Source organism: Phycicoccus flavus (assembly GCF_004025965.2).
GTDB classification, from domain to species: Bacteria; Actinomycetota; Actinomycetes; order Actinomycetales; family Dermatophilaceae; genus Phycicoccus; species Phycicoccus flavus.
On record NZ_SAYU02000005.1, the window covers coordinates 12,022 to 31,617 of the forward strand.

At 76.6% G+C, this 19,596-nt stretch carries 21 protein-coding genes; 16 read left to right on the forward strand and 5 right to left on the reverse strand.

Annotated elements, in window-relative coordinates:
• Positions 1-111 precede the first annotated feature (111 nt).
• Positions 112-2,220 (forward strand): transglycosylase domain-containing protein, encoded by a 2,109-nt coding sequence (locus tag EPD83_RS02695; RefSeq protein WP_165566179.1) that lies wholly within the window; start codon positions 112-114, stop codon positions 2,218-2,220.
• Here the strand turns inward: EPD83_RS02695 and EPD83_RS02700 are convergent.
• Positions 2,210-3,133, reverse strand: a complete 924-nt coding sequence (locus EPD83_RS02700) for a sulfite exporter TauE/SafE family protein (RefSeq protein ID WP_128367268.1) — start codon at positions 3,131-3,133, stop codon at positions 2,210-2,212. The genes EPD83_RS02695 and EPD83_RS02700 overlap by 11 nt on opposite strands.
• Before the next feature lie 120 nt (positions 3,134-3,253).
• On the opposite strand from EPD83_RS02700, the gene EPD83_RS02705 reads away from it, so the two are divergent.
• From EPD83_RS02705 to trmD, 5 genes are all read left to right on the forward strand, one after another.
• Positions 3,254-3,712: an RrF2 family transcriptional regulator gene (locus EPD83_RS02705; RefSeq protein WP_128367269.1), complete on the forward strand. Its 459-nt coding sequence runs from the start codon at positions 3,254-3,256 to the stop codon at positions 3,710-3,712.
• Between the two features lie 181 nt (positions 3,713-3,893).
• Positions 3,894-4,379 (forward strand): 30S ribosomal protein S16, encoded by a 486-nt coding sequence (gene rpsP, locus EPD83_RS02710; RefSeq protein WP_128367271.1) that lies wholly within the window; start codon positions 3,894-3,896, stop codon positions 4,377-4,379.
• A 2-nt stretch (positions 4,380-4,381) separates the two neighbouring features.
• The gene (locus EPD83_RS02715) at positions 4,382-4,624 is read left to right on the forward strand and encodes an RNA-binding protein (RefSeq protein WP_128367270.1); all 243 of its coding nucleotides are present in this window, start codon (positions 4,382-4,384) and stop codon (positions 4,622-4,624) included.
• A gap of 76 nt (positions 4,625-4,700) precedes the next feature.
• Complete coding sequence (rimM, locus tag EPD83_RS02720) at positions 4,701-5,237, forward strand: ribosome maturation factor RimM (RefSeq protein WP_205859385.1); 537 nt, start codon at positions 4,701-4,703, stop codon at positions 5,235-5,237.
• A gap of 6 nt (positions 5,238-5,243) precedes the next feature.
• Positions 5,244-6,470, forward strand: a complete 1,227-nt coding sequence (gene trmD, locus EPD83_RS02725) for a tRNA (guanosine(37)-N1)-methyltransferase TrmD (protein WP_128367057.1) — start codon at positions 5,244-5,246, stop codon at positions 6,468-6,470.
• 33 nt (positions 6,471-6,503) lie between these two features.
• Here trmD and EPD83_RS02730 read toward each other — a convergent pair whose 3' ends face one another.
• A complete protein-coding gene (locus EPD83_RS02730; protein ID WP_128367056.1) occupies positions 6,504-7,262 on the reverse strand; it encodes an ABC transporter permease in 759 nt (252 codons plus the stop codon).
• 258 nt (positions 7,263-7,520) lie between these two features.
• On the opposite strand from EPD83_RS02730, the gene rplS reads away from it, so the two are divergent.
• The 5 genes from rplS to EPD83_RS02755 are packed head-to-tail and all read left to right on the forward strand — an operon-like array spanning position 7,521 to position 10,303.
• Positions 7,521-7,880: a 50S ribosomal protein L19 gene (gene rplS, locus EPD83_RS02735; RefSeq protein WP_128367060.1), complete on the forward strand. Its 360-nt coding sequence runs from the start codon at positions 7,521-7,523 to the stop codon at positions 7,878-7,880.
• 56 nt (positions 7,881-7,936) lie between these two features.
• Positions 7,937-8,305, forward strand: a complete 369-nt coding sequence (locus tag EPD83_RS02740; RefSeq protein WP_128367055.1) for a S26 family signal peptidase — start codon at positions 7,937-7,939, stop codon at positions 8,303-8,305.
• Positions 8,302-9,111: a signal peptidase I gene (lepB, locus tag EPD83_RS02745; RefSeq protein ID WP_235950306.1), complete on the forward strand. Its 810-nt coding sequence runs from the start codon at positions 8,302-8,304 to the stop codon at positions 9,109-9,111. The genes EPD83_RS02740 and lepB overlap by 4 nt, the downstream gene beginning before the upstream one ends.
• On the forward strand, positions 9,108-9,992 hold the full coding sequence (locus EPD83_RS02750) for a ribonuclease HII (RefSeq protein ID WP_322095764.1): 885 nt from the start codon (positions 9,108-9,110) through the stop codon (positions 9,990-9,992). Before lepB ends, EPD83_RS02750 begins: the two co-directional genes overlap by 4 nt.
• The gene (locus EPD83_RS02755) at positions 9,989-10,303 is read left to right on the forward strand and encodes a DUF2469 domain-containing protein (RefSeq protein WP_128367054.1); all 315 of its coding nucleotides are present in this window, start codon (positions 9,989-9,991) and stop codon (positions 10,301-10,303) included. Before EPD83_RS02750 ends, EPD83_RS02755 begins: the two co-directional genes overlap by 4 nt.
• Positions 10,304-10,322: 19 nt before the next feature.
• Here EPD83_RS02755 and EPD83_RS02760 read toward each other — a convergent pair whose 3' ends face one another.
• Entirely contained in the window at positions 10,323-11,702 is a 1,380-nt protein-coding gene (locus EPD83_RS02760) for an aldehyde dehydrogenase family protein (protein ID WP_165566180.1), read from the reverse strand.
• Between the two features lie 196 nt (positions 11,703-11,898).
• Here EPD83_RS02760 and EPD83_RS02765 point away from each other — a divergent pair, with 196 nt between their 5' ends.
• From EPD83_RS02765 to EPD83_RS02785, 5 genes are all read left to right on the forward strand, one after another.
• Positions 11,899-12,285 carry a YraN family protein gene (locus tag EPD83_RS02765; protein ID WP_128368322.1) on the forward strand — a complete coding sequence of 129 codons (387 nt, stop codon included), beginning with the start codon at positions 11,899-11,901 and terminating at the stop codon, positions 12,283-12,285.
• Complete coding sequence (locus EPD83_RS02770) at positions 12,282-13,826, forward strand: YifB family Mg chelatase-like AAA ATPase (protein ID WP_128368292.1); 1,545 nt, start codon at positions 12,282-12,284, stop codon at positions 13,824-13,826. The genes EPD83_RS02765 and EPD83_RS02770 overlap by 4 nt, the downstream gene beginning before the upstream one ends.
• Positions 13,823-14,944: a DNA-processing protein DprA gene (gene dprA, locus EPD83_RS02775; protein WP_165566181.1), complete on the forward strand. Its 1,122-nt coding sequence runs from the start codon at positions 13,823-13,825 to the stop codon at positions 14,942-14,944. Before EPD83_RS02770 ends, dprA begins: the two co-directional genes overlap by 4 nt.
• A 195-nt stretch (positions 14,945-15,139) precedes the next feature.
• Positions 15,140-16,051 (forward strand): tyrosine recombinase XerC, encoded by a 912-nt coding sequence (locus EPD83_RS02780; protein WP_235950307.1) that lies wholly within the window; start codon positions 15,140-15,142, stop codon positions 16,049-16,051.
• On the forward strand, positions 16,044-17,612 hold the full coding sequence (locus EPD83_RS02785) for a hypothetical protein (protein WP_128368251.1): 1,569 nt from the start codon (positions 16,044-16,046) through the stop codon (positions 17,610-17,612). The genes EPD83_RS02780 and EPD83_RS02785 overlap by 8 nt, the downstream gene beginning before the upstream one ends.
• 6 nt (positions 17,613-17,618) lie before the next feature.
• Here EPD83_RS02785 and EPD83_RS02790 read toward each other — a convergent pair whose 3' ends face one another.
• Together EPD83_RS02790 and EPD83_RS02795 are read right to left on the reverse strand one after the other, a co-directional pair.
• The gene (locus tag EPD83_RS02790) at positions 17,619-18,269 is read right to left on the reverse strand and encodes a M23 family metallopeptidase (RefSeq protein WP_128368250.1); all 651 of its coding nucleotides are present in this window, start codon (positions 18,267-18,269) and stop codon (positions 17,619-17,621) included.
• A gap of 153 nt (positions 18,270-18,422) precedes the next feature.
• A complete protein-coding gene (locus tag EPD83_RS02795) occupies positions 18,423-19,589 on the reverse strand; it encodes a pyridoxal phosphate-dependent aminotransferase (RefSeq protein ID WP_165566183.1) in 1,167 nt (388 codons plus the stop codon).
• Between the last annotated feature and the right edge of the window lie 7 nt (positions 19,590-19,596).

The window sequence follows — 19,596 nt, forward strand, 5'->3', positions numbered from 1 at the left end:
TCGAGCCGCGGGGCGCAGCGTCGGGAGCGTCCCGCCGCACGGGTGGCGCAGGCCCGCGGAGCCGTCCCGGACCCGCCGGCCCGGGCCTCGCGGCGGACCGGAAGGACCACCATGCGCCGCCTCGTCCACGGGCTCGCCGCCCTCGTCGTCGGGTCGCTCGCGGTCGGGCTGCTGCTCGCGGGGCTGGCGGCCCCGGCCACGGTGGCCCTCGACGCCGCGACGACGAGTGGCATCGACGCCTTCGACGACCTCCCGGCCCGGCTGCCCGCCGACGGGCTGCTGCAGCCCACCCGGATCCTCGACGCCGACGGCCACGTCCTCGCCACCGCCTACGGGGTCGACCGCGTCGTTGTCCCCCTCTCGCGCATCGCGCCGGTGATGCAGCAGGCCCAGGTGGCCATCGAGGACAGCCGCTTCTTCAGTCACGGTGCCCTCGACCCGCGCTCGCTGGCCCGGGCCGCCGTCGCCACCGCCGGCGGCACGGTCGAGGGCGCGTCCACCCTGACCATGCAGTACGTCAAGCTCGTCGAGGAGGAGAACGCCCGGGTGCGCGGCAGCGCCGCGGCCGAGCGGGCCGCGACGACCCAGCAGGGTGCCGCCGGCATCGCCCGCAAGGTCCGACAGCTGCGACAGGCCGTCGCCCTCGAGCAACGGGAGTCCAAGCAGCAGATCCTCGCCGGCTATCTCGACCTCGCCTACTACGGCGACCAGGCCTACGGGGTGCAGGCGGCGGCGGAGCGCTACTTCTCCCTCCCCGCCTCCCGGCTGGACCTCGGCCGGGCCGCGCTGCTCGCCGGGATCGTCCGCGAGCCGTCGGCCTTCGACCCGCTCCAGCACCCGAGGGCCGCACAGGCCCGCCGCGACGTCGTCCTGGCCCGGATGGCCCAGCTCGGCGTCGTCACCCGGCGTCAGGCCCGGGCCGCCCGGCGGGTGCCGGTGTCCGCGCTGCTGCGGCCGAGCGTGCCGCGGGGCACGTGCGCGAGCTCGGCGCACCCCTACGAGTGCACGTACGTGCTGTCCTGGCTCGCCCAGGACCCCGCCCTCGGGCCGACGCCGGCGGCGCGGCGGGCGGCGGTCGACCGCGGCGGCCTGACGATCCGCACCACCTTCCGCCCGGGCCTGTCCGACACCGTCCGGCGGGTGCTGGAGTCGCGCGACCCCGCGGGCGATCCCTCGGGCGTCGGCTCGGCGGCCACCGTGATCCAGCCGGGCACCGGCCGGATCCTCGCCCTCGGGCAGACGAGCCGCTTCACGGGCAGCCCGAGCACCGAGGTCGACTGGGCCGCCGACCGCGCCGACGGCGGGTCGACCTACGGCTTCCAGAGCGGCTCGACGGCCAAGCTGTTCGTCCTCGCGACGGCGTTCGCGCAGGGCATCCCCGAGGACGCGACGGTCGACGCGCCGGCGGCCGGGCCCTCGCAGCCGACGACCTTCACCCCGAGCGAGAACTCCGACTCGTGCACGGCGTGGAACGTCTGGCAGGTCCGCAACGACGAGCCGTGGGCCGGCGGGCCGATCTCCCTGCGACAGGCGACCGCGCAGTCGGTGAACAGCGCCTTCGCCGCGCTGACGATGCGGGTCGGGCTCTGCCACGTCGTCGCGACCATGGACGCCCTCGGCATGCACCTCGGCGACGGTTCGCCGGTGCCGTCCGTGCCCACCGTGGCCCTCGGGGCGGCCACCGTGAGCCCGGTGACGCTGGCCGCCGCCTACGCCGCGGTCGCCGCGCACGGCGTGTACTGCACGCCGGTCCCCGTCGAGTCCGTGACGGACGCCGCCGGGCACCGGCTGCCGGTCCGCGGCGCGGGCTGCCACCAGGCGATCTCGGCCGACGTCGCCGCCCAGGTGGCCGACATCCTCCAGGCGCCGCTCGACGACCCGCTCGGCACGGCCACCGGTCTCGGCCTGCCCGGGCGGCCCGCCGCCGGCAAGACCGGGACGACGGACAGCCACGCGCAGACCTGGTTCGCCGGCTTCACCCCGCAGCTCGCGACGGCGGTGTGGGTCGGCACGCCGACCGTGCCGTTCGGGATGACGGACGTGACCGTCGGCGGGACGTTCTACCCGGGCGTCTACGGCTCGAGCATCGCCGCGCCCGACTGGCACGACATCATGACGGCGGCCTCGCAGGGCCTGCCGGTCGTGCCCTTCCCGACCCCGCCGGGCGGCGGGACCGGGTCGGACGCGACCGGCGCGACCCCCGCCCCGCTCAGCGGCTGACCGGCTCGGTGTCCTCGTCGAGCCGCGCGAGCTCGGCGTCCAGCTCGTCGCGCTCGGCGCGGTGCGCCCGGACCGACCACGCGACGGCCCCGGCCCACAGCACGGCGACGAGGGCGTAGACGGCGTACCGGGTGGCGTCCGGGGCGTCGACGTAGTCGCTGCGCAGGATCGTCCGGGAGTTGGTGAGGACGATGAGCCCGCCGACGGCCGAGCCGAGGACGCGCGGCGGGACGTGCCGCACGAGCCACGCGGCCACCGGGGCGGCGACGAGCCCGCCCGCGAGCAGGGCCGCGACCCACGCGAGGTCGATGCCCGCCGACCCCAGGGCCAGGAGGAAGCCGAGGCTCGCCGCGACGGAGACGAGGAACTCCGAGGTGTCGATGGAGCCGACGACCTTGCGCGGCTCCAGCCGTCCGCTGGCGAGGAGGGCGGGGGTCCCGACCGGGCCCCAGCCGCCGCCGCCGGTGGCGTCGACGAACCCGGCGACGAGCCCGAGCGGGGTGAGGAAGCGCCGGCGCAGCGGCCGGCCGATCCGGTCGCGCCGGATCCCGCGGACGGTGAAGCGGGTGAGGACGTAGAGGCCGAGGCCGAGGAGCAGCACCGACATCAGCGGGGCGGCGACCGAGGTGTCGAGGGAGGAGAGGAAGGTCGCGCCCGCGAAGGAGCCCAGGGCGCCGGGGATGCCGATGCGCAGGACGACGCGCCAGTCGACGTTGCCGAAGCGCCAGTGGGAGGCGCCGGAGGCGAGCGTCGTCCCGATCTCCGCGAGGTGGACGGTGGCCGAGGCCGCCGCGGGGTTGGCCCCGACGGCGAGCAGCAGCGTCGTCGAGGTGACGCCGTAGGCCATGCCGAGCGAGCCGTCGACGAGCTGGGCGCCGAGCCCCACGAGGGCGAGGAGGATGAGTCTGCGCATGGGTCTAAATCCGATCGAGTCAGTAGGAAATTAATCCAGAGCATAGCGGTAGGAATTGACGGCCGACACCACCGTCCACGGCGCGTGTCGCCCGGACCCGCCGCCTGCGAGGATGGACGCGTGGACATCTCCGCCCGCACCGACTACGCCGTCCGGGCGATGCTCGCCCTCGCGGCGGCCGAGGGGGAGGGGCCGGTCAGCGTCGACGCGCTGGCCCGGGCGCAGGGCCTGCCGGGCAAGTTCCTCGAGGCGGTCGTCGCCGACCTGCGGGTCGCGGGCCTCGTGCAGAGCCGGCGCGGCGCCCACGGCGGGTACGCGCTCGCCCGTCCGGCCGCCGAGATCGTCGTCGGCGAGGTGTTCCGGGCCGTCTCCGGCCCGCTGGCCGAGGTCCGGGGGCTGCGGCCGCAGGACACCAGCTACACCGGGGTGGCCGAGCACCTGCCGGCGCTGTGGGTCGCGGTCCGCTCCAGCCTGCGGGACGTGCTCGACCGCACGACGCTCGCCGACCTCCTCGCGGGTGACCTGCCCGCCCACGTCCGCGACCTCCTCGAGCAGCCCGAGGCCTGGGTCAACCGCTGACCCGGCGGCCGATTCGGTCGCCGCGGCCCGCTCTGGCAGACTGGACGGCTGTACCCGTCCGGTCGCCCCCTCCCTCCCGGGAGGCCGCGCGCCGGACCGGACGCCTACACACCGGGTGGTCGGCACCCCGCACGCACCGTGCGGTCTCGCCGCGCCCACGACGTACGAGGAGACCACGAGCGTGGCCGTCAAGATCAGACTCAAGCGGATGGGCAAGATCCGCACCGCCATCTACCGCGTCGTCGTCATGGACTCCCGCACCAAGCGGGACGGCCGGGCGATCGAGGAGATCGGCAAGTACGACCCCAACCAGGAGCCCTCGCTCATCGAGATCGACACCGAGCGCGCGGACTACTGGATCTCCCAGGGCGCCCAGCCCACCGAGGCCGTCGCCGCCCTGCTCAAGCACTACACGGACGGCACCCTCAAGGTCGCCGAGCCGAAGAAGAGCAAGAAGGACGTCTACGAGGCCGCCCTCGCCGCCGCCGGCTCCACGAGCAGCGACTCCTCCGGTGCGACGACGCCGCGCAAGCGCGCCGCCAAGAGCGCCGAGGCCGAGGCCCCGGCCGAGACCACCCCGGCCGAGACCGCCCCGGCGGCCGACACCGACTCGGGCAGCGCCGCGGCGGAGTCCACCGACGCCGACGCCGACGCCGCGAAGGCCTGACCGTGCTCGAGGAGGCTCTCGAGCACCTCGTCACGGGCATCGTCGACCACAAGGACGAGGTCCGGGTCCGTCGCAAGGAGCTGCGCCGCGGGGAGATCCTCGAGGTGCGGGTGCACCCCGACGACCTCGGCCGCGTCATCGGCAGATCCGGCCGCACCGCCAGCGCCCTGCGCACCGTCATGGGTGCCCTGGCCGGTGGGCGCGGGGTCCGGATCGACATCGTCGACACCGACCGGGTCCGCTGACCCCACCACGTCCCGGCGGGGCGCCCCCGGCAGTGTCCGGGCGGCGCCCCGCCGTCGTCGTCCCCGAGGAGGCATCGTGAGCGAGCGACCCGTCGTCGCCCGGATCGGCCGGCCGCACGGCCTGCGCGGCGAGGTCACCGTGCAGCTCCACACCGACGAGCCCGAGCGACGGCTCGCCGACGACACCGTCCTCGCCACCGAGGCCGCACCCGGCTCCGGCGTGCCGCGGGCCCTCACGGTGCGCTCCACCCGCGTGCACCGCGGCATCTGGCTCGTCGCGTTCCACGAGATCCCCGACCGCACGAGCGCCGAGGGCCTGCGCGGCACGCGGCTGGTGCTCGACGAGGCCGAGGACGGGCCGGTCGAGGACGACCCCGACACCTTCGCGGAGGAGCAGCTCGTCGGGCTGGCCGCGGTCGACCCCGAGGGCGCGCCGGTGGGGGAGGTCGTCGGGCTCGAGGTCGGCGCCGCCCAGGACCGGCTGCTCGTCCGGCGGCCCGACGGCCGGGAGGGCCGCGTCCCGTTCGTCGCGGCGCTCGTGCCCGAGGTCGACCTCGCGGGCGGGCGGGTCGTGCTCGACGTCCCGGCCGGGCTCTTCGACCTCGAGGGCTGAGCGGCCGTGCGCGTCGACGTCGTCTCGATCTTCCCCGAGTACCTCGCGCCGCTGGACCTCTCGCTCATCGGCCGGGCCCGCCGTGACGGGCTGCTGGACCTCGCCGTCCACGACCTGCGCGACTTCGCCCACGACCGGCACCGCACCGTCGACGACACCCCGTTCGGTGGCGGGGCGGGCATGGTCATGAAGCCCGAGCCGTGGGCCGCCGCGCTCGCGCACGTCGTCGCCGCCGGGTCCCGGCCCGGCGCCCCGGTGCCGCATCTCGTCGTGCCCGGCCCCGGCGGCGTGCCGTTCACCCAGGCCCTGGCCCACGAGCTCGCGGACCAGGAGTGGCTGGCCTTCGCCTGCGGCCGCTACGAGGGCATCGACGAGCGGGTCTACGAGCACGCCGCCGAGCGGATGCCGGTGACCGTGGTCTCGCTCGGCGACTACGTCCTCAACGGCGGCGAGGTGGCGGTGCTCGCGATCGTCGAGGCCGTCGCCCGGCTGCTGCCCGGAGTCGTCGGCAACGCCGCGTCGCTGCTCGAGGAGTCGCACGAGGGCGGGCTGCTGGAGTACCCGGTCTACACCCGGCCGGCGGTCTGGGACGACGACGGCACGACGCGCGAGGTCCCGCCGGTCCTGCTCTCCGGCCACCACGCGGAGATCGGCGCCTGGCGGCACGCGCAGCGGGTGGAGCGCACGGCGGCGCGGCGTCCCGACCTCGTGCCCGCCGCGGCGACGGTGACCGGGCTGGACGACCTCGAGGTGCGCGTGGCGACCCCCGCGGACGCCGCCGATCTGCTCGTCCTCCAGCGGGCGTGCTGGATGCAGGAGGGGCGGATCTCCGGGTCGTGGCACATCCCTCCGCTGGAGGAGGACCTGGACCAGGTGCTGGCGGGGCTCGGCGCGTGGACGACGTGGGTGGCGCGGGTGCCGGTGGACGGGCGTGCGCCCGGCCGGCTCGTCGCGTCGGTGCGCGGGCGGCAGCGGCCGGGCGAGGCGTCGGTGTGGGAGACCGGCCGCCTCATGGTCGCCCCGGACCTCCAGGGCCGCGGGCTCGGGCGGGCCCTCCTCGCCCTCGCCGAGGCCGCCGCCCCCGCGGCGGTGGCGACCTACTGGATCAACACCGGCCGGGTCAGCGAGGGCAACATCCGCCGCTACCGGCGCTCCGGCTACCGGCTGCTGCCCGGCGAGGGCACCTTCCCCGGCACCGTCGACCTCGTCAAGGCGCGCCGGACCGGCGGCTGAGGACGCCGCCGCGTCGACGTCACCGTCCTGCGGTCAGGGCCTCAGGGACGCGCGCAGGTCGGCCGGGAGCAGCAGCGCGGCGCCGACGAGCCGCTCGGCGACCACCGCGGTCACGGTCTGCGCGGCCATGATCCCGACGAGGACCAGCACCTGCGCGGCCGCCGCCTGCGCCGGGGAGCCGCCGCCGAGCAGGACCCCGATGAACGCCCCGGGCAGCGTGACGACCCCGGCGGTGCGGACCTGGTCCAGGCCGGGGACGAGCGCCTCCGGGACGCGGCGGTGGACGACCTCCTCGATGGCCTGGGCCCGGGTCAGGCCGAGCGCGAGAGCGGCCTCGTACTGGCCGTGCTCCTCGCGCAGGGCCGCGAAGGCCCGCCGGCAGGCGAGGGTGTGCCCGTTCATCGTGTTGCCGGCGATGATGCCGACGACGGGCACGAGCGCCAGCCCGGTGGGCGGCACCGTCCGGGTCGCGAGGACGACGACGACGACCGGCAGCAGCCCGGCCAGCATGGCCAGCGTCGCCCACGGCCAGGCCTCCCGGGCCTCGATCCGGCCCGTCGTCGTGACGACGGCGACGGCGAACATCGCGCAGAGGAGCAGCACGGAGAGCCACAGGGAGCGCACGACGGCGGTGATGACGAGGGCCGCCGCGCCGAGCTGGCCGACCGCTCGGGCCATCGCGAGCACGGGGGAGCCGGGGCCGGGGAGCCGGCCGAGGACGTAGCCGGCGACGGTGATGCCGAGCAGCAGCACGACGGCCAGCGCGACGGGGATCCCCGGGTCGATCGTCACGTGCCGCAGGATAGGCGGCGGCGGTGACGGCGCCGTGCGGGCCCGGCCGGGACGGCGCGGCTCGGATTTCGCCGGGCCCCTCCGCCTCTGGCAGACTGGGGCGCTGCGTCCCGCCGACGAACGGCCCCCGCCACAGGGGGAGTGCCCCGGACCCCGGTCCGAGCAGGGCATGAGGCCCGGCCGGACGCACCCGATCGACCAGTGCAGCACCGAGAACCGCGGATGACCTGTGGCAGCCCGCGAGAAAGCGACACCGTCATGCAGCGTTTCGACGAGCTCGACCGCGCGTCGATGAAGACCGACGTCCCCGCCTTCCGCGCCGGCGACACGGTCAACGTCCACGTCAAGGTCGTCGAGGGCACCCGCTCGCGCATCCAGGTCTTCAAGGGCGTCGTCATCCGTCGCCACGGCGGCGGCGTCGGCGAGACGTTCACCGTCCGCAAGGTGTCCTTCGGCGTCGGTGTCGAGCGCACCTTCCCGCTGCACACCCCCATCGTCGACAAGATCGAGGTCGTCACCCGCGGTGACGTGCGGCGCGCCAAGCTGTACTACCTGCGCGACCTGCGCGGCAAGGCCGCCAAGATCCGCGAGAAGCGCGACACCCCGGCCGGCGTCTGAGCGACCCCCGGGGAGCGGGGGCCATCCGTCCGGGAACGGCGGTTACCCTCGCTCCAGTGACGGCCGCATCCCACCCCGACCCCGGTCCCGCCCTCGCGGCGGCGCCGGGGCGAGGGCGTCGGGTGGTCGCCACCCTCGCCATCGGTGTCGTCGTCGCGGCCCTCGTGCGCGGGCTGCTCATCGAGTCCTACTTCGTCCCGTCGGCGGCCGACGCGCCGACCTTCGAGCCAGGAGACCGCGTGCTCGTCCTGAAGACCGACCACCGCGCCGAGGCCGGTGACGTCGCGCTCGTGCAGGGCGCGGACGGCGCCGCCCGGCTCGTCCCGTCGACCGCGGCCCGCGGCGACGTGGTCGGTTCGGTGGTGTGGCGGTTCTGGCCGCTGGACCGGTTCGGTCCGGTCGACCTCGTGCGGACCGGCTCGTGAGCGCGCCCGAGCAGTCCCGCGAGGACGTCGACGAGCCGCGGGCCACGTCGACGTCCCGGGACGGGGCCGCGTCGTTCGGCCGCTGGGTCGGCGCCGCCCTCAAGGAGGTCGTCCTCGTCCTCGTCATGGCGATGGTGCTGTCCTTCGTCGTCAAGACCTGGCTGCTGCAGGCGTTCTACATCCCCTCGGGGTCGATGGAGAACACGCTGCTGGTCGGGGACCGGGTCGTCGTCTCCAAGCTGACCCCGGGCCCGATCGACCTCGAGAGGGGGGACGTCGTCGTCTTTGAGGACCCGGGCGACTGGCTCGGCGGGCTCGGCACCGTCGACGACCGCACCGGCGTCGCCAAGGTGACGCACGACGCGCTCGTCTTCGTCGGGCTGCTGCCGAGCGAGTCCGAGGACCACCTCATCAAGCGGGTCATCGGCATGCCCGGCGACCACGTCGTGTGCTGCGACGCGCAGAAGCGGCTCACCGTCAACGGTGCCCCGCTGAACGAGCCCTACATCCACCCCGGCGACGTCCCGAGCACGATGACCTTCGACATCACCGTGCCCGCGAACCGGGTCTGGGTCATGGGCGACCACCGCTCCGACAGCGAGGACTCGCGCTTCCACGACCCCGACGGGACGGGCCGTGGTGGCTCGGTGCCGATCGACAAGGTCACCGGGCGCGCCGTCGCCGTCGTGTGGCCGTTCTCGCGGTTCGGCTGGCTCTCCGACTACCCGGCGACGTTCTCCGGCGTCCCGGCGCCGTCGTCGGCCCCGGCCACGACGACGTCCCCGTCGCCGACCGCGTCCCCGTGAGCCCGGCCGCCGCGGGCCGGACGACCCGTGCCGCCCGCCCGCCCCAGGGGCCCCGCCGGCCCAGCCTGCGGGTCGAGCGGGCGCTGCAGCGCGACGGGCACCGGGTGCTCGCCGGGATGGACGAGGTCGGCCGCGGCGCGCTGGCCGGGCCGGTCACCGTCGGCGTCGTCGTCATCGACGAGACCTGCCGGAGCGCCCCGCAGGGGGTGCGGGACAGCAAGCTGCTGCAGCCGCAGGTCCGCGAGGCGATGGTGCCGCGTATCCGGCGCTGGGCGCTCTGCCACGCCGTCGCCCACGCCAGCGCCGCCGAGATCGACGAGATCGGGATCATCGCCGGGCTTCGGCTGGCCGGCACCCGCGCGCTCGCGGCGTGCGGGGTGCGTCCCGACCTCGTCATCCTCGACGGCAACCACGACTGGCTGACCTCGCCCGAGGACGTCGGGCTGCTCGCCTTCGCGCACGAGGACGAGGTCGTGACGCCTCCGGTGACGACGATGGTCAAGGCCGACCTCAGGTGCTCGTCGGTGGCGGCCGCGAGCGTGCTGGCCAAGGTGACCCGGGACCGGATCATGGTCGACCTCGGCGCCGAGGACGGTGAGCACGCCCGGTACGGCTGGGTCGGCAACAAGGGCTACGCCGCGCCGGACCACCTCGAGGCGCTGCGCGTGCACGGCCCGTCGGTGTGGCACCGACGCTCGTGGCGGCTGCCCGGCGCGATGGACGATGATGGCGGGGTGCTCTCGCCCGTCCCCACCCCCTCCGGCGAGCCCGCCGACCGTGCCGGGGTGGCCGGTCCGGTCGGCCCCGCCCCGGCCCACCCCGGGGACGAGGTCGCCGACCCGTTCCCGCCCGACCGTCTGATGCGAGCAGGAGAGCGATGAGCTCGGAGGACCTCGAGAAGTACGAGAGCGAGGCGGAGCTCGCGCTCTACCGCGAGTACCGCGACGTCGTCGGGCTGTTCAGCCACGTCGTCGAGACCGAGCGCCGCTTCTACCTGTGCAACAGCGTGGACGTGAAGGTCCGCAGCGACGGCGGGGAGGTCTTCTTCGACGTGACGATGCACGACGCCTGGGTGTGGGACATCTACCGGCCGGCGCGCTTCGCCAAGACGGTGCGGGTCGTGACGTTCAAGGACGTCAACGTCGAGGAGCTGGCCAAGAGCGAGCTCGAGCTGCCGAAGGGCGACTTCTGAGCCCGGCCCCGCCGAGGTCCTAGCCGGCGGGGTCGTAGATCAGCTTGGTGTTGACGAACTCGCGGATGCCGAGCCGGCCGAGCTCGCGGCCGGTGCCCGAACGCTTGGTGCCGCCGAAGGGCAGGTCCGGCATCGAGCCCTGCATGCAGTTGAGCCAGACCATGCCGGTCTCGAGGCGGTCGGCGACGTCGGCGACGACCTCGGGGTCGCCGCCGAAGACGACGCCGCCGAGCCCGAAGGCGCTCTCGTTGGCGCGGGCCACGGCCTCGTCGGCGTCGGCCACCCGGTGCACGACGGCCACCGGCCCGAAGAGCTCCTCGTCGTGGGCGCGCATGCCGGGGCGGACGCCGGTGAGCAGGGTCGGGGTGACGTAGGCGCCGGGGCGGTCGGGGCGCGCGGCGCCGCCCACGACCGCGGTGGCGCCCTGGTCGAGGGCGTCCTGCACCTGCTCGACGAGCGTGGCGGCGGCCCGCTCGGAGGACAGCGGGGCGAGCGCCGTGCCGTCCTGCGCCGGGTCGCCGGGCTCGAGGGCGCCGAGGGCGGCGGCGAACCTCTCGACGAACTCGTCGTGGACGGCGTCGGCGACGAAGAACCGCTTGGCGGCGTTGCAGGCCTGGCCGGTGTTCTGCATCCGACCCGAGACGGCGTGCTTGACGGCGCGGCCGAGGTCGGCGTCGGCGAGGACGACGAAGGGGTCGGAGCCGCCGAGCTCGAGGATGACCTTCTTGAGGTTCCGCCCGGCCTCGGCGGCGACGGCCGCGCCCGCCCGCTCGCTGCCGGTGACCGAGACCCCGGCGACGCGGGGGTCGGCGACGGCGCGGGCGACCTGGTCGTCGGAGGCCAGCAGCACCTCGTAGGCGCCCTCGGGCAGGCCGGCGTCGCGCCAGACCTGCGCCGCCGCGGCCGCGCTCTCGGGGCACTGCGGGGCGGGCTTGAGGAGGACGGTGTTGCCGGCGAGCAGGTTCGGTGCGGCCAGCCGCACGGCCTGGTAGTGCGGGAAGTTCCACGGCATGACCCCGAGCAGCACCCCGACGGGCTCGTGCCGCAGCACCGCCCGCCCGCCGGCGCGGGGGGTGAAGACCTCGTCCGCCAGCATGTCCGGGCCGTCCTGCGCGTAGTAGTCGAGGATGTCGGCGACGAGCCCGACCTCGCCCAGGGCCTCCTTTCGGCGCTTGCCCATCTCGCGGGTGACGACGGCGGCCAGGTCCTCGCGCCGTTCGCGGGTCAGCCCGGCGGCGCGGGCGAGGACGGCGGCCCGCTCGGCCACAGGGGTGGCGCGCCAGGTCCGGGCGGTCTCGTGCGCCCGGCCGAGCGCGGCGTCGACGTCCTCGTCGGTGGCGCCCGGGTGGGTCGCCAGCGTCTCGCCGGTGGCGGGGTCGACCACGTGGTAGTCGGTCATCGGGGGTCCTCACGTCGTCGGGAGCGTCCTCGTCCCCGATGCTCGCACGCCGCGCCGACACCCGGACCGTCCGGACAGCGGGGCCGGGCCGAGGCGTCGGCCCCGGTCGTCCACAGGCGCCCCGTCGGCCCGCCGTCGTCCACAGATCCGCCGCGCGGGGTGTCCCCGCCCGGGGTCGTCGGCTTCGCTCGGACCCATGACGACACACGCGGACGACACGGCGCGGCCCGAGCGGGCCCGGCTCGGGGCCTACGGCGAGGACCTCGCCTGCCGCTACCTGCGCGAGCAGGGGCTGGAGGTGGTCGAGCGCAACTGGCGCTGCGAGCACGGCGAGATCGACGTCGTCGCACGGGACGGGCCGTGCCTCGTCGTCGTCGAGGTGAAGACCCGGCGCGGCACCGGCTTCGGCGACCCCGTCGAGGCGGTCACCGTCGCCAAGGCGCTGCGGCTGCGCCGGCTCGCCGCCGCCTACGTCCGCGAGCACGGACCGCACCGGGGGCCGATCCGCCTCGACGTCGTCGGGGTGCTGTGCCTCCCGGGCTCGCCGCCCCGCCTGCGGCACGTCGTCGGGGTGGGGTCGTGACCCTCGGACTCGGGCGCACCCGGTCGGTGGCGCTGAGCGGTCTGGACGGCACACTGGTCGAGGTCGAGTCGCACATCGCCCAGGGCCTGCCCGCGTTCATCGTCGGCGGCCTGCCGGACGCCGCGTGCGCGCAGGCGGGGGAGCGGGTCAAGGCCGCGGCGTCCACGGCCGGGACCCCGGTCCCGCCCCACCGGGTCACGGTGAACCTGTCGCCGGCGTCCATCCCCAAACGCGGCTCGGGCTTCGACCTCGCCATCGCGGTCGCCGTCCTCGCCGCGGCGGGGGTGCTTCCGCGCGAGGCGGTGCAGGACGTCGTCCACCTCGGCGAGCTCGGGCTGGACGGCCGGCTGCGCGGCGTCCGGGGGGTCCTGCCCGCGGTGCTCGGCGCGCAGCGACGCGGGGTGCGCCACGTCGTCGTCCCGGAGGAGAACGTCGCCGAGGCCCAGCTGGTCGACGGCATCGCCGTGCACGCGGCGTCCGGCCTCGCCGAGGTCATCGGCTGGTACCGCGAGGCGGCCGACGGCGGGGTGCTGCCGCTCGCCCCGCGGCGGCCCGCCGACGCGCCGGTCGATCGGGTGCCCGTGGACCTGGCCGACGTCGTCGGGCAGGACACCGCCCGCACGGCCCTGGAGCTCGCCGCCACCGGGGGCCACCACCTGCTGCTCTCCGGGCCGCCGGGGGTCGGGAAGACGATGCTCGCCGAACGGCTCGTCACGGTCCTGCCGCCGCTCACCCGCGAGGAGGCGCTGGAGGTGCACGCCGTCCGCTCGCTCGTGGCGCCGGTCGGGGAGGTCACCGCCCTCGACCGGACCCCGCCGTTCGTCGCTCCGCACCACACGACGACCGAGGCGGCGCTCACGGGCGGCGGCTCGGGCACGATCGTGCCCGGGGCCGTCTCGCAGGCACATCGCGGCGTCCTCTTCCTCGACGAGGCGCCCGAGTTCCGCACCGGGGTGCTGCAGACGCTGCGGCAGCCCCTGGAGTCCGGGGAGGTCGTCATCGCCCGCTCGCGCCAGGCGGTGCGCTACCCGGCGCGCTTCCTCCTCGTCCTCGCGGCCAACCCGTGCCCGTGCGGGCGCCGGTTCGGCAAGGCCGTCGACTGCACGTGCTCGGCCCGCGAGCTGCGCTCCTACGGCGGACGGCTGAGCGGGCCGCTCATGGACCGCGTCGACCTGCAGGTGCAGGTGGCGCCGGTCCGGCCCGCCGCACTGGGGGAGGGCAGCGGCGAGCCCAGCGCCGAGGTCGCCGCCCGGGTCCGGGCGGCCCGCGAGGTGCAGGCCGAGCGCTGGTCCGAGGGCGGCTGGGGTCTCAACGGGCTCGTGCCCGGACACGTGCTGCGGCGGGCGCCCTACCGCCTCGCCCGGGCCACGACGGCCGTGGTCGACCGGGCGCTCGACCACGGCCGGCTCACCCTGCGCGGCTACGACCGGGTGCTGCGGGTGGCGTGGTCCGCGGCCGACCTCGCGGGGCGCACCGTGCCCACCCACGAGGACCTCGCGCTCGGGCTCTCCCTGCGCCGCGGTGAGGACGTGGCGGCGTGACCGCGCCCGCCGCGCCCACCGCCGACCCCGGGGACGAGCGCTGGGCCCGGGTCGCCCTGTCCTTCCTCGTCGAGCCGCGGAACGCCGTCCTGCGCGACCTCCTGCCCCGGGAGGGTGGGGCCGCCGTCCTCGCCGCGATCCGGGAGGGCCGCGGCCGGGTGGGCGAGCTCGGCGTCCGGCTCGGCGAGCTCGACCTCGACGCCCTGGCCCGGGAGGTCCGCCGCCGCCGTCTGCGGGTGGTCGTCCCGGACGACCCGGACTGGCCACCCGCGCTGGACCGCCTCCTCCACCCGCCGTACTGCCTCTACGTCGCAGGCGACCTCGACCTCGGCCTCCTCGGCGAGCGGTCGGTGGCGGTCGTCGGGTCGCGCATCTGCACGGAGTACGGGCGGGAGGTGGCGACCGAGCTCGGGGACGGCCTGGCCCGACGGGGGTGGGTCGTCGTCAGCGGCGCCGCGGCGGGCATCGACGCCGCGGCGCACCGCGGGGCCCTCGCCGCCGAGGGCGACACCGTCGCGGTGCTCGCCTGCGGTCTCGACCGGGCCTACCCGACGCAGAACACCGCGCTCATCGCGCAGATCGGCCGGACGGGGGCGCTCGTCGCGGAGGTGCCGCCCGGTGCCCTGCCGCTGCCCCGCCGCTTCCTCGCCCGCAACCGCCTCATCGCGGCCCTCGCCCGCGCGACGGTCGTCGTCGAGGCCGGTCTGCGCTCCGGGTCGCTCTCGACCGCGCGGGAGGCGCGCGACCTGCACCTGCCCGTCGGCGCGGTGCCCGGGCCGGTCACGAGCGCCGTGTCCGCAGGCACCCACCAGCTGGTGCGCGAGTACGGCGCCGACCTCGTCACCGACGCCGCCGAGGTGCTCGAGCTCGCGGCGCCCGTCGGCGCCGAGCTCGCGCCGCTGCGACGGGGGGAGTCGCGGGTCACGGACGGGCTGTCCGCGCTCGAGCAGGACGTCCTCGCGGCCGCGCCGCGCCGGCGCTGGGCCGAGGTACCCCGTCTGGCGGTGCTGTCGGGGGTCGACCCGGGCCGGGTTCCGGCGGCGCTCGCCGTCCTGGAGATGCTCGGTCTCCTCGAACGCGACGGCGACCGCTGGCGCAGGACCGCCTCCCCGCCCTGACCCCCGTCGCCCCGCAGCCCGCCGGCCGGGTACGGCGCGCGCCGTCGGGCGGGTGGCCCTGCCCGGGCACTCACACCGAGGAAAAGCGCGGGGAATGTCCTCGACGCGCCGCAATCCCCCTTTCGGTATGGGATTCCCGGGTCATTCCTTCGCATTTCGTTGCGGATGGGGTCCGTGGGATGACACGGTGTGCGCGTGACCGTCGTCAGTCCCGACGCTGTCGCCGCGTTCGAGCGCCACCTCCGCGCCGAGCGGGGGCGGTCGGACCACACCGTGCGCGCCTACGCGCGCGATGTCGGCGCGTTCCTGGACGGCGCCGGAGTGGTCGAGGACGCCGACCTGCGTTCGGTCACGCTCGCGGACCTGCGGGCCTGGCTCGGCACGGTCGCCCGCCGCGGCGCCGCCCGCTCGACGGTGGCCCGCACCTCCGCCTCGCTGCGCACCTTCTTCCGGTGGTGCGAGCAGACCGGCCTCGTCGAGCACGACCCCGCCCTACGCCTCGCGGCCCCCCGGCGGCACCGCACGCTGCCCCCGGTGCTGGCCGAGCAGGCGGCCGCCGGCCTGCTCGACGTCGCCGCGACCGCCGCCGACGACGCCGACCCGCTGCACCTGCGCGACCGCGCCTGCCTCGAGCTCCTCTACGCCACCGGGATCCGGGTCGGCGAGCTCGTCGGGCTCGACGTCGACGACGTCGACCTCGACTCCCGCGTGCTGCGCGTTATCGGGAAGGGCGACAAGGAGCGCCGGGTCCCCTTCGGCGTCCCGGCCGCCGACGCCGTGCGCCAGTGGCTCGCCGCCGGCCGCCCGGCCCTGGTCACCACCGAGAGCGGCCCCGCGCTGCTGCTCGGACGACGCGGACGCCGGGCCGACCAGCGACAGGTCCGCGAGGTCGTCCACCGTCTGCTGCGCGAGGTGCCGGACGCCCCCGACCTCGGGCCGCACGGCCTGCGGCACAGCGCCGCCACCCACCTGCTGGACGGCGGCGCCGACCTGCGGATGGTCCAGGAGCTGCTCGGCCACGCCTCGCTCGCGACGACCCAGATCTACACGCACGTGTCCGTCGACCGGCTGCGCCGGTCCTACGCCCAGGCGCACCCCCGTGCGTGACGACGAGGACGCGGTGGCCGACGTCGCGCCCGAGAGGAGCGCACCCGAGCACATGCGGCCAGCGAGCCCCGCCGCGCCGATGACGCCCCACGGGCTGGCCGCCGAGCCGCAGTTCACGCACGTCCCCGAGTGGGTCTCGGAGTTCCGACGCATGTACGTCGAGCCCAAGAGCCGCGCTGAGATGCGCGAGCGCGGCTGGCGTCCGGTCCGGACCACGCGCGCGACGGCGCCCGTCGGCGGCGAGGGCGGCGAGGACGCCGAGGCCCCCGCCGCGGGCGCCGATGGGGAGGTCGCGACGTACCCGCGCCGGTCCGACCTGCGGTCCGGGCGGCGTGGCCGCTCCACCTCGACGGGCCGGGGCGAGGGTGCGCCCGGCACCGGTGGCGAAGCTGCCGCCGTCATGGCCACCACGGACCAGGGAGACACCGCGCCGGCCACCGGCGTGAACGGCGCGACCCCGACGTCGCGGCCCGAAGAGACCCTCACCCTGGCCGACCGCCTCGACAGCTACGGGGCGCGCCGGTCCGCGATCCGGTCCGGCGCCCGGCCCCCGGCGCCGCAGCCCGAGCCCGAGATCGAAGGAGCCTCCGCGGAGGACGGCGACCTCGAGCCGGCGACCGGCGACGCGGCCCCGACGGCCGAGGCCGACGACACCGTGCGGGACCGCGGCACCGGCCGTGGACCCGACGGCACGCCGCCCGCCGACGAGACGGTCGCCGACCGCGCCCCGCTGCGTGACGACGGTCCGCGGACCGCCCCGTCCGGGGTCGACGGCACCGCTCCCGAGGCGAACGTCCCCGATGGTGGCCCGGTCCTCGCGGGCCCGGGTGCGGACTCGACCGGGCCCCGCGACACCGACCCGCCGCAGGGCGTCGACGATCGTGCTCTCGACCCGGCAGCCCAGCACGGCGTGTCACGGCCGGCGGTCGACGGGGAGTCGCAGGTCGCGGCGTTCCGCCCGGGGCCGGGGGGACCGCCGGCATCCGCGACCCCCGCGTGGTCCGCCTCCCCGGAGGAGCCGACCACGCTCGCCCCGACCGCGGCGGCGACGCCGGCGGCACCGGTGAACGACGCTGGTGACGGCCTGCCGGCACGGTCGCAGGCGGGTCGCGGTACCGGGCCGGACGACCGACCGGCCGACGCCGGGACCACCTCGATCCTCGACGCCATCCAGCCGCCGGTGGACTCGCTCGCCTGGGGCGACTCACGGGACGGGACCGCCGGGCCGAACCGCCGCCGGCGGCGCCCGGCCCCCGAGGCGGACCAGGCCGCTCCGGCCGACACCGCGGCTCCCGGCGCCGCCGCTCCCGACTCGGCGCCGGTGCCGCAGTCCCGGGCCGAGGCCAGGGAGGCCGCCCGTCGGGCCCGGTCCGCCCGCCGGGGGAAGAAGCGGCTCCTCGTCGTCGTGGCCGCCGCCGTGCTGCTCGTCCTCGCCGTCGCGACGACGTGGTGGATGACGCGCTCCAGCGGCCCGGTCGCCGCCCCCTCGACGAGCCACGTCTCCGCGCCGCTCGTCGCCGGTGCACCCGGCGGTCCCGGCGCGCCGGCCTCGCTCGCCTGAGCCTTCTCACGGCCCGCCCACCGGGTACAGCCGCACCCGCCCGGCCGCGAGCAGCGGCCGGGGGTCGAGGTAGCTCCCGTCCCGGACCGCGCCGAGGTGCAGGCAGGCGGTCGCCCCGCAGTGCGCTCCGGGCCGCAGCCGTCCGAGCACCTGCCCTCGCCGGACCGGGTCACCGGTCCGGACCCGGGGGTCGAGCGGCTCGTAGGTGCTCCGCAGCCCGTCGGCGTGACGGACGGTGACCGTGCCGCGGCCCGCGACGACGCCGGCGTGGCTGACGACGCCGTCCTCGACCGCCCGCACCGCGGTGCCCCCGGGGGCGGCGAGGTCGAGACCGCGGTGGCCCGCGCCGAACCGCGAGACCGGCGCCCGGTAGGCCCGCACGACGGCCGGGCGAGGACGGACCGGCCAGTCCCACCGCGGCCCGTCGGCCCGCTGGGACGACGGGGTGTCGGCCGCGCGGACGCCCGCGCCACCGGGCGCCGGCGCGGGGGCCGGGACCGGGGCCGGGGCCGCCGCACCGGTGGCCGCGGGACCGGGTGCCGTCAACGTCGGTCCCGCACGGACGGTCGGGACACCGCCCGGGGCGCGCACGACGGCGCCCACGGCGCTGGCGGCGAGGACCCCGGCGAGGACGAGGGCGGACGGGCGGGCGGGCATGTCACCGACCCTCGCGGGCCGCGTCGTCGCCGGCCAGACGCTCCCGCCGATCTGTGGACGGACCCCGCCCGGGGGAGGCACCTGTGGACGGCCGGTTCGCCGCCCACGGCCCGCCGGACGACGACCGTCGCCCGCGGGTCACGACCGGCGGGGTCAGCCCGCCCGCAGCGTCCCGAGCCGGCGGATCCCCTCGTCGAGCACCTCGTCCCGCTTGCAGAACGCGAACCGGACCAGGGTGCGCCCGGCGTCGGGGTCGTCGTGGAAGGCCGACGCGGGCACCCCGACGACGCCGGCGGTCTCCGGCAGCTCGAGGCAGAAGGGCGTGGCGTCCGCGACCCCGAGCGGCGCGGCGTCGGCGAGGACGAAGTAGCCGCCCTCGGGCACCGGCACCTGAAAGCCGGCCGCGCGCAGCCCGGCCACCAGCCGGTCGCGCTTGGCCGCCAGCGAGTCCGCGAGGCCGTGGAACACGGCGTCGGGCAGGCCGAGGCCGGCGGCGATGGCCGGCTGGAACGGGCCCGACCCGACGAAGGTGAGGAACTGCTTGAGCGCCCGCGCGGCCGCGACGACCTCGGCCGGGCCCGTCATCCACCCGACCTTCCACCCGGTGGTCGAGAACGTCTTCCCGCCCGAGGAGATGGCGAGGGTCCGCTCCGCCATCCCCGGGAGCGTCGCGAGCGGCACGTGCCGGCGGCCGTCGAAGGCGAGGTGCTCGTAGACCTCGTCGGTGACGACCCAGGCGTCGTGCTCCCGGGCCAGCTCCGCGACGAGCTCGAGCTCCTCGCGGGTGAAGACCTTGCCCGTCGGGTTGTGCGGGGTGTTGAGCAGGACGACCCGGGTGCGGTCGGAGAACGCGGCCCGCAGCGACGCCTCGTCGACGCCGAAGTCGGGGAAGCGCAGCAGCGAGGTGCGGCGCACCCCACCGGCGAGGGCGATCGTCGCCGCGTAGCTGTCGTAGTACGGCTCGAAGGTGACGACCTCGTCGCCCGGCCGGACGAGCGCGAGCATCGCCGTGGCGATGGCCTCGGTGGCGCCGACGGTGACGAGCACCTCGGTGTCGGGGTCGGGGCGCAGGCCGTAGAAGCGCTCCTGGTGCGCGGCGACCGCCCGGCGCAGCTCGGGGACCCCGGGACCGGGCGGGTACTGGTTGCGCCCGGAGCGGATGGCCTCGACGGCGGCGTCCAGCACCTCGCCCGGCCCGTCGGTGTCCGGGAACCCCTGGCCGAGGTTGACCGCGTCCTTCTCCAGCGCCAGCTGGGTCATCGTCGCGAAGATCGTCGTGCCGAAGGCGGCGAGGTCCGGGTGGCCGGGAGTGGAGGGCATCCCGCCA

Excerpts from the sequence above, each read along its gene's own strand:
- EPD83_RS02695 (WP_165566179.1), top strand. The coding sequence starts at position 112 with ATGCGCCGCCTCGTCCACGGGCTCGCCGCCCTCGTCGTCGGGTCGCTC.
- EPD83_RS02700 (WP_128367268.1), bottom strand. The coding sequence starts at position 3,133 with ATGCGCAGACTCATCCTCCTCGCCCTCGTGGGGCTCGGCGCCCAGCTC.
- rplS (WP_128367060.1), top strand. The coding sequence starts at position 7,521 with ATGCAGCGTTTCGACGAGCTCGACCGCGCGTCGATGAAGACCGACGTC.
- EPD83_RS02755 (WP_128367054.1), top strand. The coding sequence starts at position 9,989 with ATGAGCTCGGAGGACCTCGAGAAGTACGAGAGCGAGGCGGAGCTCGCG.
- EPD83_RS02760 (WP_165566180.1), bottom strand. The coding sequence starts at position 11,702 with ATGACCGACTACCACGTGGTCGACCCCGCCACCGGCGAGACGCTGGCG.
- EPD83_RS02765 (WP_128368322.1), top strand. The coding sequence starts at position 11,899 with ATGACGACACACGCGGACGACACGGCGCGGCCCGAGCGGGCCCGGCTC.
- EPD83_RS02790 (WP_128368250.1), bottom strand. The coding sequence starts at position 18,269 with ATGCCCGCCCGCCCGTCCGCCCTCGTCCTCGCCGGGGTCCTCGCCGCC.
- EPD83_RS02795 (WP_165566183.1), bottom strand. The coding sequence starts at position 19,589 with ATGCCCTCCACTCCCGGCCACCCGGACCTCGCCGCCTTCGGCACGACG.